9 protein-coding genes are annotated in these 11,534 nt (G+C 70.9%); 5 read left to right on the top strand and 4 right to left on the bottom strand.

Annotated features, from left to right (window positions below; genetic code table 11):
* Positions 1-275 precede the first annotated feature (275 nt).
* The gene (locus tag KZQ38_RS28040) at positions 276-824 is read right to left on the bottom strand and encodes a hypothetical protein (protein ID WP_219446035.1); all 549 of its coding nucleotides are present in this window, start codon (positions 822-824) and stop codon (positions 276-278) included.
* A gap of 80 nt (positions 825-904) precedes the next feature.
* Between KZQ38_RS28040 and KZQ38_RS28035 the strand changes: the two genes are divergently transcribed.
* Entirely contained in the window at positions 905-1,429 is a 525-nt protein-coding gene (locus KZQ38_RS28035) for a Clp protease/crotonase-like domain-containing protein (protein ID WP_219446034.1), read from the top strand.
* Here KZQ38_RS28035 and KZQ38_RS28030 read toward each other — a convergent pair.
* The gene (locus KZQ38_RS28030) at positions 1,415-1,900 is read right to left on the bottom strand and encodes a MarR family winged helix-turn-helix transcriptional regulator (RefSeq protein WP_219446033.1); all 486 of its coding nucleotides are present in this window, start codon (positions 1,898-1,900) and stop codon (positions 1,415-1,417) included. The two genes, KZQ38_RS28035 and KZQ38_RS28030, sit on opposite strands and share 15 nt — an antisense overlap.
* Positions 1,901-2,010: 110 nt before the next feature.
* Here KZQ38_RS28030 and KZQ38_RS28025 point away from each other — a divergent pair, with 110 nt between their 5' ends.
* The 4 genes from KZQ38_RS28025 (at position 2,011) to KZQ38_RS28010 (ending at position 6,322) form a co-directional block, all read left to right on the top strand.
* Entirely contained in the window at positions 2,011-3,075 is a 1,065-nt protein-coding gene (locus KZQ38_RS28025) for an alkene reductase (protein WP_219446032.1), read from the top strand.
* 630 nt (positions 3,076-3,705) lie between these two features.
* Positions 3,706-4,605 carry an amino acid ABC transporter permease gene (locus KZQ38_RS28020; protein WP_219446031.1) on the top strand — a complete coding sequence of 300 codons (900 nt, stop codon included), beginning with the start codon at positions 3,706-3,708 and terminating at the stop codon, positions 4,603-4,605.
* Positions 4,605-5,357, top strand: a complete 753-nt coding sequence (locus KZQ38_RS28015; RefSeq protein WP_219446255.1) for an amino acid ABC transporter ATP-binding protein — start codon at positions 4,605-4,607, stop codon at positions 5,355-5,357. Before KZQ38_RS28020 ends, KZQ38_RS28015 begins: the two co-directional genes overlap by 1 nt.
* Before the next feature lie 11 nt (positions 5,358-5,368).
* On the top strand, positions 5,369-6,322 hold the full coding sequence (locus KZQ38_RS28010; RefSeq protein WP_219446030.1) for an ABC transporter substrate-binding protein: 954 nt from the start codon (positions 5,369-5,371) through the stop codon (positions 6,320-6,322).
* A 652-nt stretch (positions 6,323-6,974) separates the two neighbouring features.
* On the opposite strand, the gene KZQ38_RS28005 is transcribed toward KZQ38_RS28010, so the two are convergent.
* Together KZQ38_RS28005 and KZQ38_RS28000 are read right to left on the bottom strand one after the other, a co-directional pair.
* On the bottom strand, positions 6,975-7,520 hold the full coding sequence (locus KZQ38_RS28005; RefSeq protein WP_219446029.1) for a snapalysin family zinc-dependent metalloprotease: 546 nt from the start codon (positions 7,518-7,520) through the stop codon (positions 6,975-6,977).
* A 70-nt stretch (positions 7,521-7,590) separates the two neighbouring features.
* A complete protein-coding gene (locus KZQ38_RS28000) occupies positions 7,591-11,040 on the bottom strand; it encodes a TM0106 family RecB-like putative nuclease (RefSeq protein WP_219446028.1) in 3,450 nt (1,149 codons plus the stop codon).
* Positions 11,041-11,534: the final 494 nt, after the last annotated feature.

Here is an 11,534-nt window from a genome sequence, read left to right as displayed (position 1 = left end):
ACCGCAGGTGGGTGGGGCGCGGGCGGCCGGAACCAGCGGTGGCGCGAGGGCCTGCTCCCGGCGGCCGCACGGGTGCCCGGACCCGGCCGACCGCACGGGTGCCCGGTCCCGGGTGAGGGGGGACCGGGCACCCGCACCCGGGTTCCCCCGGCAGGCCCAGTCGCAGACCCATCTGTTGCACGCGTCACCTCCCGCCCCTTCGGAACCCCGATCCGGAACCCCGATCCGGAACCCGCGAACCCGCGCCACCCGGCGGTGCGGGTCCGGCGGGGCCCCTACGGTCTGCGGCAGTTGTCGGCCTGCCGGGCGGCGGTGGTGAAGGCTTCCGGCAGGGAGACCGCGGACATCTTCTCGACGGCCTCGTTCATCACGGACACGGCTTCCGTCAGGTTCTGCATGACGGTGGCGAAGACGTCGCCGGTCAGTTCCGCCGCGCCGTCGACCGCAGACTTCGCGGAGACGAACTTGTCCCTCGCCTTGGTCAGCGGCTCGACGATCACGTCCACCGCCGTGTCCGCGGCCGTCACCGGAGCGGGGGTCAGCTCATCGAGATCGTGCAGCGCCACGTCGAGCACGTCCACGAGCCGTTCAAGGGCGTCGCCGATGGCCTTCTTCGCCGCCGCCGGGTCGGTCGGCAGCTCGCCCAACTGCACCCCGCCGGACGCCGACATGTAGTTGGCGATACCGCAGAAGTTGTTCATCCACCGCACGATCTCCGGCGCGGAAGCAGGCACGGGGCCCGCCACCGGACGGCCGTGCACCGCCGTCGAGCAGCCCGCCGCGGCGAGCACCAGGACGACCGCGGCGTACCCCAAGCGCTTCACGCGCATGTTGTACCCCAATTTCACCCGATCGTTGTCTGTAACATGACAACCGGGGGAAAAGTCGCCACGATGGGCAACTGATGGCTGTCACAGTAGAGGTGTCCGGTGGTGTCGCCGTCATCCGGTTGGCCCAGCCCATGATCGACGCGGTGGCCGGAACGCGTGCCGCGCTGCCGCTCCTGACGGGTGTCGACGGCCTCGTCCTGCACGGTTGTCCCCGCTCACCGCACCCGACCGCCCACTTCAAGGCCCAGGTGCTGACGGCTCCGGCCGAGCGGCGTGCCCACGTCCGGCGGCTGCGCGCCCTGCGTGACGAGCTGGTCGCGTTCCCCGCGCCCGTGGTGGCGGCGATCGGCGGCAGCGCGTTCGGTGACATGGCGGAACTGGTCATGGCGTGCCGCCACCGCGTGCTCGCGGCCGGCTGCGACATCGTCGCGGTCACCGGCACGGGCGTCCTGCGCGGCCGGCGCGTGCCCGCCGACGAGGCGCTGCGCACCGGCCTGGTCGACCGCGTGGTCGAACCGGGGGCCGTCCTCGCCGCGGCCGTCGGACTGGCCACCGCCGCCCGCGTGCCGGCCCCGCTGGTCGGGTCAGGCGTCCGCTGAGTCGCGCGCCAGCCGCTCGACGAGGTTGCGCTCCAACGTCTCCAGCGAGCGCAGCAGCCCCTCCCGCCGCGCCTCGCCGCACCCGCCGGTGGTGGCCTCCTCCAACTCCTCCCAGATCCGGCACACCTGGTCGCGCAACGCCTGGCTCGCCGCGGTGGGCGTGACGAGGGTGGCCCGCCCGTCGGTCGGGTCGGGCGCGCGCCGCACGAACCCGGCCCGCTCCAACCGCTGCACGGTGCGCGTGATGGTCGCCGAGTCCGAGTCGAGCAGCTCGACCAGGTCGGACTGCCGCTGCGGCCCGCAGTCCCAGAGCTGCATCATCACCAGCTCCTGACCGGGGTGCAGCCCGGCCTCGCGCAGCATCCGCCCGGCGAGCATCCGGTGCATCCGGGCGATGCGGAAGATGGCGTGGCTGATCGGACCCGACGACGCGGTGGCGGGCAGCGACTGAGTACCTGTTCGAGCAGCCATAAGGGGTAATTGTACGGCCGTACCAACCGTGAGGCCGATCACCGTGGGAACACCCGGCCACACTTACCTGTTCGAACAGGTAACTGACCGAGTACCCCTGGGAGGACCCGATGACCACCGCCTTCGACCCGCTGGATCTGGCCGGCACGCGTCTGGCCAACCGAGTGGTGATGGCCCCAATGACCCGCAACCGCGCCTACGGCACGGTCCCGACGCCGGCGATGGCCGAGTATTACGCGCAGCGCGCGTCCGCCGGCCTGATCATCACCGAGGGCGTGCAGCCGTCCCCGGTGGGCCAGGGCTACCCGAACACGCCGGGCCTGTACTCGGCGGAGCAGATCGCCGCCTGGCGGCGGGTCACCGACGCGGTGCACGCGCGCGGCGGGCGGATCTTCGCGCAGCTCATGCACTCCGGCCGGATCAGCCACCCGGACCTGCTGCCGGGTGACCTGCACCCGGTGGGCGCGTCCGCGGTTCCCGCGGCGGGGCAGATCTTCACGGGCGACAGGATGGCGGACCACGTGACGCCGCGCGCACTTTCCGAGGCCGAGTTGGAAACCACCGCCGAGGATTTCGCCACCGGCGCGCGCAACGCGGTCGCGGCGGGCTTCGACGGCGTGGAACTGCACGGCGCCAACGGTTACCTGCTGCACCAGTTCCTCGCGTCCAACACCAACCTGCGCACGGACCGGTGGGGCGGTTCGGTGGCGAACCGCATCCGGTTCCCGGTCGCCGTGGCGACGGCCGTGGCCGAGGCGATCGGCGGCCACCGCGTGGGCTACCGCATCTCGCCCGGGACCCGCTACAACGACATCCGCGAGGACGACCACCGCGACGTCTACCCGGCCCTGGTGGACGCCCTCGACCCGCTCGGCCTGGCGTACCTGCACGTCGCCGAGCGCGAGCGCGACCTCACGCGCGAGCTGCGCGAGCGCTTCGGCTCCACGCTGATCCTCAACCCCCACACCCCGGACCGCCTGACCGGTGCGGAAGAACTGGACCTGATCGCGGACGGCACGGCCGACGCCATCGCGTACGGCGCGCTTTTCCTGGCGAACCCGGACCTGCCGCGACGCCTGAAGACCAACGGCCCCTACAACACCCCGGACCGGGCTTCCTACTACGGCGGCGACGAACGCGGCTACACCGACTACCCCGCCCTCGCCACCGCCTGATCCACCGAAGGTGAACTGATCCACCCGAAGGCCGGTGCCGGCGCCGGTGTCCGTGGACACCGGCGCCGGCACCGGCCTTCGCGCGTCACCGGCCGATCCGCACTCCGCGTGCCCGACCGACCGGGACACGGCCACACCAACGGCCCAGCGGCGAGCCGAAAACCGGCCAAAGACCCTCCGCCCACAGCCGTCCCAGCACTATCCACAAAGCACTGAAATAAACTGTCGGACCTGGTCGAAAGGCAATCAGGGGCGCATTCCCGGGGCAAGGTCACGAGATGTTCACATCGGGCGCTACCCGATTCGGGTGAACAGGGGGTCTTGTCAACCGGTCGACACCGGTGGTTTCAGCAGGTGGGCACTCTTGTTCCCCGGTCGGCGAAGTGGCTAACTTGCCGCCAGTCGTGTGAATCAACGCCCCGCAACCACCCGTCAACAAAGTCCGCACCCGACCGTTCCCACCCGACCATTCCGAATGCGACCGCTCCGGTAGAACCACTCCAGTACACCCCTTCTCCGCTGCTCTCGCTGCTGCTCTCGGTACTGCTATCGCTGCTGCGCTCTTCGCCGTGCTCTTCGCCGTGCTCCCGCCGTGCTCTCTGCTGCGCTCTCCAGACCGAAGGACTCCACATGAGTGTGTCCGCACAACCTCGCCTGCGCGCCCCGGACGACGACCTCTCGAAGCTGAAAGTCGTGCCCGCCCGCCACCCCTGGCGCTGGGTGGGGGTGATCGTCGTACTCGTCCTGGTCGCCCAGTTCGTCAACGGGCTGATCACCAACCCGGGCTGGGACTGGCCGACGTTCGCGCAATACTTCACCGCGCAGTCGATCCTGCGCGCCGTGGGCGTGACGTTGGAGCTGACCCTTTACGGCACGGCGATCGGGTTCCTGCTGGGCATCGTGCTGGCGCTGATGCGCTTGTCCCGCAGCAGGTTCCTGTCCGGGGTGGCGTGGACCTACATCTGGGCGTTCCGGTCCATCCCGCTGATCGTGCAGTTGCTGTTCTGGTTCAACATCGCCTACCTCTACCAGGAACTCGAGGTCGGCATCCCGTTCGGCCCGTCGTTCTTCGGTTTCGAGACCAAGGACCTGATCAGCCCCATGGGCGCGGCGGTGCTCGGGCTCGGGTTGCACCAGGCGGCGTACGCGGCGGAGATCGTGCGGTCGGGCATCATCTCGGTGGACCACGGCCAACTGGAAGCCGCCGCGGCGCTCGGCCTGCCGAAGGGGCGCCAGTTCCGCCGGATCATCCTGCCGCAGGCGATGCGCTCGATCCTGCCGAATGCGGCGAACGAGGTCATCAGCCTCTTCAAAGGCACGTCCATCGTTTCGGTCGTCGCCATCGGCGAGCTGTTCTACCAGGTGCAGGTGGTGTACGGGCGCAATGCACGCGTCGTCGCGCTCCTCATGGTCGCCACCATCTGGTACATCGTGCTGACGACCCTCCTGTCGATCGTCCAGTTCTACGTGGAAAAGCACTACGCCAAGGGCGCGACTCGGGACAAGGGGGGTTGGAAGTGGGCGAGGTGATGGTGGACCTGCGCGGTATCCACAAGAGCTTCGGCTCGACCGAGGTGCTGCGGGGCGTGGACCTGGAGGTCCACGCGGGCGAAGTGGTGGTCGTGCTGGGGCCGTCCGGTTCGGGGAAGTCGACGCTGCTCCGCACGATCAACCACCTGGAGAAGGTCGACCGGGGTTACGTCAGCATCGACGGCGAACTGGTCGGCTACCGGCGGTCCGGTGACAAGCTGTACGAGCTGCGCGAGCGAGAAATCCTCAAGCAGCGCACGCACATCGGGTTCGTGTTCCAGAACTTCAACCTCTTCCCGCACCTGACGGTGCTGGAGAACGTGGTGGAGGCCCCGGTTTCGGCGCAGCGCAGGCCCGTGGCGGAAGCCAGGGCCGATGCGCGTGCCCTCCTCTCCCGCGTCGGCCTGGCGGACCGGGAGGACGCCTACCCGCGCCACCTGTCCGGTGGGCAGCAGCAACGCGTGGCCATCGCCCGCGCTTTGGCCCTGCGACCCAAGGTTCTGCTGTTCGACGAACCGACGTCCGCCCTCGACCCCGAACTGGTGGGCGAGGTCCTGGACGTGATCAAGGACCTCGCCCGCAGCGGGACCACGATGGTCGTGGTGACGCACGAGGTCGGGTTCGCCCGTGAGGTGGCGGACACCGTCGTCTTCCTGGACGGCGGCGTCGTGGTCGAACAGGGGCCGCCGAGCCAGGTGCTCGAAGACCCGCAACACCCGCGCACTCGCGCGTTCCTGTCCAAAGTGCTCTGAGAGGAATACCGTTGTCCGCTTGGAAGATAACCGGTCTCGTCGCGGCGGCGGCCCTGGCGCTGTCCGCGTGCGGGGGCGCCGACGGCGCGGTGACCGAGGACAAGGTCGTGGCCGGCGGCAAGACCGTCAACCTCAGTCCCGAGCAGAACCGGATCACCGCGGAGAAGGTCGACGCGATCGCGGCGAAGGTGCCGGCAGCCGTCCGCGCCACCGGGAAGCTGGTCGTGGGCGGTTCGTCCACCACCGCCCCGCCGCTGCGCTTCTACGCCAGTGACGACAAGACCATCATCGGGGTGGAGACCGACCTCGCGGTGCTGGTGGCCGGCGTGCTCGGCCTGGAGCCGCAGCTGGAGGTCACCTCGTGGGAGAACCTCTTCATCAGCTTGGACAGCGGCGCTTACCCGATCGGTCTGTCGAACATCACCGTCACCGAGGCGCGCAAGGAGAAGTACGACTTCGCGACGTACCGCCTGGACACCCTGGCCTTCGAGGCCCAGGCGGGCGGCAACTGGCGGATCACCAAACGTCAGGACGTAGCCGGCAAGACCATCGCGGTAGGCTCCGGCACGAACCAGGAACGCATCCTGGTGGAGTGGAACAGGCTGAACGAACTGGACGGCCTACCGGCCACGGACATCAAATACTTCCAGCAGGCTTCGGACTACTACCTGGCACTGGAATCCGGGCGCATCGACGCCTACGTCGGGCCGAACCCGGTCTCCGCTTACCACGCGGCAACCTCGGGCAAGACCGAGGTGATCGGCACCATCTCCGGCGGCGGCGAGATCCAAGGCAAGATCGCGGCAACCGCCAAGAAGGGCAGCGGCCTGATCGAACCCGTGGCGGAAGCCCTCAACCACCTCATCAAGAACGGCCAGTACGCCCAAGTCCTGGACCGCTGGGGCCTGGCGAACGAGGCGGTCGAGAAGTCGGAGATCAACCCCCCGGGCCTCCCCAAAACCTGACCGGGCACCACCTGACCGGGCACCACCTGACCGGGCACCACCTGACCGGGCACCAGGAACCGCGCACCACCTGACCGGGCACCAGGAACCGCGCACCCAGCAGGTTCGAACACGCAGCACCACAAGTGGGTAGACACGACCGGCGAAGGTGGCCGATCGGACCAGGCCGCTAGATGGGCCAGGCCGCGCAACCGCCAGGCCCCGACGGGACTAGACCCAGCCGGACGTGCCGTCCACATACAGCGAGTGGCGAAGCCACACACCCCTGCCCGCTGCGTGTCATCCCCGTATGGCCTGCGCGCCAGCGAACCGCGCTCGTTCCCAGGGCGCAAACACGCTCTTCGTTTGCGCCCTGGGAACGAGGGTGGTTGTCTTGACCAGGCCATACGGGGATGACACGCAGCCCGCACTTGATCGTCATCCTTGGCGGTCTGCCCGTCCGGCGAGGACGCTTTTACCCCTCGGCATAAACAACGCCGGACGAGGGAACACCCCCGCCCGGCGTCTCACCACAAAAACACACAACTCCAACCACATATCCCCGAAACAGGAGCAGCGACCCCGGCCGCCGTGCTCAGGTCGCCACTCCCGTCCCGAATCGGCGGGATTCCGCGGGCCAGAACCCCCGAAACCCAACCGACGCCTCGCGAACTCAGCCCTTCACGTACACGTCAGGCGTGCCCGCGAGAGACTGGAACCCGCCCGCGAAGAGCTGGTTCACCCGGTTCGCCTCCTGGGCGTTGGGGTTCACGTTGCGGCAGGACGTACCCGCGCTGCCGCCCGACATCAGGTAGGAGCAGATGCCGTTGTACGTGTCGGGCAGCCCCAGGCCGTGCCCGATCTCGTGGGCCACGATCCGCAGCGCGTAGTTACCCGCCGAGACGTCCCGGTTGTCGATGTAGATCGTGGCGCACCCGAGCCCGCAGGGATAGGCCCGGGAACCGCCGCCGTTGGTCGCGGCGATCCGGATGGTGGCGTTGCCCCCGCGGACGAGCCGCAGGTTGGGCACCCTGGAGTTCCAGATCTGCGCGGCCTGGTCGGCTTCCGCCGAATACCCGGAGGCGCTGTAGTACACGGTCCTGGCCAGCGCCGACGGAGCGGCGGGCGCCGCCGATGCGGTGCTGGTCAGGTTGGCGCCCACGAGGGCGAGGGAGGTGAACAGCACCCCGGTGACGAGGCGCAGCAACTTTCCGGTCACACGATCTCCTTCAGTGCAGGGGGGAAGGTTCTCGCGCTGATTGACATTAAGAGCAGATGGCCGGATGGCGTCATAGGTCTTGCCCATAGATGCCGTCGATGGGCCATTTACGCGCCTGGCGGGTCAGGCCGATCATCCCGGACACCAGGCGCAACTGGTCCACGCCGCGAATGTCCGCTTCGACCAGTCTCGGTGAGCACACCACCACCGCGACACCCTGCGCACGGGACAGCGCCACGTTCAACCTGTTGCGCGACAACAGGAAGTCCAGGCCCCTCGGCAGGTCCACAGCGGCCGAGGAGGTCATCGTCGTGACCACCACCGGTGCTTCCTGCCCCTGGAACCGGTCCACCGTGCCGACTCGCACGTGCGGGTACCCGGCTTGTTCCAGCGCCCGCCGCACCGTTCGGACCTGCATGTTGTACGGCGCGACGACCAGCACGTCGCCATCGTCCAACGGGCGGGCGTCAACACCGTCCACCCACATCCGACCCATCAGCGACCGCACGACCTCCACCACCGCCGCGGCTTCCTCGACCGAACTCGTCGTGTTGTGCCGGTGCTCGACCTCCCGCACGTACAACCCGGAGGCCAGCCCGGCGACGCCACGCTCAGCGGTGCTCGGGTGGGCGTGGAGCAACCCCGCGTACGACAGCCGGGACACCGGTTCGCACACGTCCGGGTGCATCCGACGCGTCTGGTCCAGGAAGTAGCCCAGTTCGGCGGGGATCACGTCGGCGTCGCCGATGAGGTGGCCGAGCGCGGAGGCGTCCGCTCCGGCGGGGTGGGTGCCCTGCACGACCTGCGGCAACTGCTGCGGGTCGCCGAGCAGCACCAGGTTCCGGGCGCAGGTGGACACCGCCAGCGCGTCGGCCAACGCGAACTGCCCGGCCTCGTCCACGATCAGCACGTCGAACGGCTGCTCGCGCATGGCGGCGTTGGCGAACGTCCACGCCGTTCCGCCGACCAGGCAACCCGTGCCCTGGTCGGCACGCCACCGCACCAGCGCCGGGTTGTCCCGCGGCTGCTCCCAGGCGCAGTCCTTCACCGGTGCGCCCTTGGGCCGCTTCGCCGTCGGGATCGGCACGCCCTCCGCCCGCCCGGCCGCCAGCGCCGCGCTCAACACGTTCTCCACGGCCTTGTGGCTGTTGGACGTCACCCCGACGCTGCGCCCGCTCCGCACCAGGTGCGCGATCAGGCGACCCGCCAGGTACGTCTTCCCCGCGCCGGGCGGTCCCTGCACGGCCAGCGCGGAGCCGCGCAGCCGGTCCACCGCCGCCACGACGTCCGCGATCACGTCCCCGGTGCGCGGCAGGGAACCGCCCACGCGTGGCGCGGCCCGGCGCACCAGGTCGACACCCGCGCACTCGGGCAGGTCCGGCAACGCGTCCACGACCGACCGCGCCAGCTCGTACACGGCTTCGTCCTTGGGCGACGGCCGCACCGGGCTGCCCGGCAGCACCGCCAGCGGCCGGTCCCCTCGGATTTCGTCCGGCGACGCGCTCTCCTCCAGGACGATGTCCTCGGCCGACTCCTCCCGCACCACCGCGTCCCGGGTGTAGTTCGGCGTGCCCGGGTAGAGCAGGCGGACCTGCTCCTTGGCCGCGAACGGGTGGGGCCGTTCCGGGTCGCACCGCACGCGCACCACGCGCTTGGCCTTCCGGACCCGCCCGGAGGGCATCGCCCAGTCCTCCGCGTGCACCGAGACCGGCACCGCGCAGGCGTTGTCCGACTCCAGCTCGGACACCGGCGCGGCGACCTGCCGGAAGTAGTCCCACCACGCGGGGTTCGTCTCGCGCCGGTGGTACCCGACCGCCGCCGCGAGCAACGCGCGTGCCCTCTCGTCCGGCGTGAAGTCGGCCGGGTTGTCCGGCAGCCCGGCCAGCAGCGGGTCCACCACCGCCGCGATCCTCTCCGCGCGCTCCGCCCGCCGTTGCGCGGCCAGCTCGTCCTCGATCTCGTCCGAAAAGGACGGTTCGGCGACGTGCGGCTCGATCCCGGCTTCCGCGCGGACCTCCAGCAGGAACCGGTGCAGCCGCCGCGTCGACACGCAGTCGTAGGCGTTGTACTCCGCGATCCCGGTGAGGACTTCCTCCGCGCGTGCGTGGTCTTCGACCTCGACCAGCGTGAGGTAGTCCTCGTACGCCTCGATGCTCGACACCGCGGTGGTCACGTCGCCGTCCCGCTTCGACGGCATGTAGAGCGGTTCCAGGTACTTGATCGAGTAGGACCGCTGCGAGACCCGCAACGCCTTGCGCACCACCGCGTACAGGTCCACCAGGGCGCCCGACCGCAGCAGGTGGTCGACCTCCTCCTCACGCGTCCCGTGCAGCGCGGCCAACCTCTTCAGCGCGTTCGTCTCGTACGGCGCGTAGTGGTAGACGTGCGCGTCGGGGTGTTCTTCCAGCCGCCGCGTCACGAAGTCCACGAACCGCTCGAACGCCACTTTCTCCTGCGGGCGGGTGTGCGCCCAGAACGGCGTGAACTCCTCTTCCGGCGTCACCACGCCGAACAGGTACTCCAGCCCTTCGCCGGCGAGGGCGAACGGGTCGCCCTCCATGTCGAAGAACAGGTCGCCCGCGCTGGGCGGGGGCAGTTCGGCCAGCGCCTCCGGGGCGATCACCTCGTAGGCGACCTTGCCGACGGGGTCGTCCGGCGTGCGCGAGTCGTCCTGGATGACCTGGAGCGCGGCCTGGGCCCGCAGGCCCGTGAAGGTCGTGCCGGACATGGTCGGCGGCCGGTCCTCGCGGGCGGCGTTGGCGAGCGCGTCGATCGTGCCCAGGCCCGCCGCGACGAGCTTCCGGCGCTGGTCGGCGCGGATGCCCGCGACCAGCGACAGGTCGCGGTCCCGTTCCCGGCCCTCCGCGCACCGCTTGGCGAACCGGCAGGTCGCGCACGCCGGCCGTTCGTCGTCCCACAGCCGGGCGGGCAGGACCGGTGCCACGCCTTCCCGCTCGCGCAGGCGTTCCTGGAGGTTGCGCACCAGGGGCAGGAAGTCGGCCACGCGGAACGTCTTGACGCCGCCGTCGCCCAGCACCAGGTGCATCTCCGGTCCGGCGTGCGTGCCCAGGGCGTTCGCGTACGCGGTGAGCTGCACCACCGCCGACGGGGTCGCGTGGCGGGCCAGTTTCGCGTCGTGCGGTTCGTAGCCGCGTTCGGTGCGGACCAGGAAGTCCGCCCGGCCGTGGAAGCCGTCGGCGTAGAACACGCCCTGGTAGATCACGTCCGCGCCGGTCTCGATCGCACGCCACGTCTCCGCCGCCGCCCGTTCGAGCGCTTCGTGCACCGGTGGGGGTTGCGGGATCTCCACGACGTCGAAGCGTGCTCGGAAGTCGTCCAGCACCGCGCGCTCGTGGGCGAGGCCGTGGCGGGCGGCCAGGAGGTCCTGCGGGGCGTCCGGCACGGGCGCGCCGGGCACACCCGCGGCCAGCGCCCGGACGAGTGCGCTGCGGTGCTCGCACTCGAGCAAATCCACCAGGTCCGCCGGGGAGTGGACCAGACGGCCGTCGGGGCTGAGCATGGGCGGCAGTATCTCCGGCTCCCGCTCGGAAACCACGCAGGGGGGACGGCGTGTTGGCTTTCCGTCTCTCACTCCGCGCCGCCCGCCCGCGCCGCCCGCTCTGCGCCCCGCCCGCCCGCGCCGCCCGCCCGCCCGCTCAGCCCGCCCGCCCGCCCGCTCAGCCCGCCCGCCCGCCCGCTCCGCTCCGCTCCGCCCGCCCGCCCGCTCCGCTCCGCCCGCCCGCCCGCTCCGCTCCGCCCGCCCGCCCGCTCCGCTCCGCCCGCCCGCCCGCTCCGCTCCGCCCGCCCGCCCGCTCCGCTCCGCCCGCCCGCTCCGCCCGCCCGCCCGCTCCGCTCCGCCCGCCCGCCCGCTCCGCCCGCCCGCCCGCTCCGCTCAGCCCGCCCGCTCCGCTCAGCCCGCCCGCTCAGCCCGCCCGCCCGCTCCGCGCCGCCCCGCCCGCGCCGCCGCCCCGCCTCGCCTCGCCCGCGCCCCACCGCCTCGCCCGCCCGCCGCGC

Source organism: Saccharothrix obliqua, assembly GCF_019375475.1.
Classification (GTDB): domain Bacteria; phylum Actinomycetota; class Actinomycetes; order Mycobacteriales; family Pseudonocardiaceae; genus Actinosynnema; species Actinosynnema obliqua.
The sequence above is the reverse complement of the archived record's forward strand: the minus strand, read 5'-3'. Positions and strand labels throughout refer to the sequence as shown.

Excerpts from the sequence above, each read along its gene's own strand:
- KZQ38_RS28020 (WP_219446031.1), top strand. The coding sequence starts at position 3,706 with ATGAGTGTGTCCGCACAACCTCGCCTGCGCGCCCCGGACGACGACCTC.
- KZQ38_RS28000 (WP_219446028.1), bottom strand. The coding sequence starts at position 11,040 with ATGCTCAGCCCCGACGGCCGTCTGGTCCACTCCCCGGCGGACCTGGTG.
- KZQ38_RS28030 (WP_219446033.1), bottom strand. The coding sequence starts at position 1,900 with ATGGCTGCTCGAACAGGTACTCAGTCGCTGCCCGCCACCGCGTCGTCG.
- KZQ38_RS28035 (WP_219446034.1), top strand. The coding sequence starts at position 905 with ATGGCTGTCACAGTAGAGGTGTCCGGTGGTGTCGCCGTCATCCGGTTG.
- KZQ38_RS28015 (WP_219446255.1), top strand. The coding sequence starts at position 4,605 with ATGGTGGACCTGCGCGGTATCCACAAGAGCTTCGGCTCGACCGAGGTG.
- KZQ38_RS28025 (WP_219446032.1), top strand. The coding sequence starts at position 2,011 with ATGACCACCGCCTTCGACCCGCTGGATCTGGCCGGCACGCGTCTGGCC.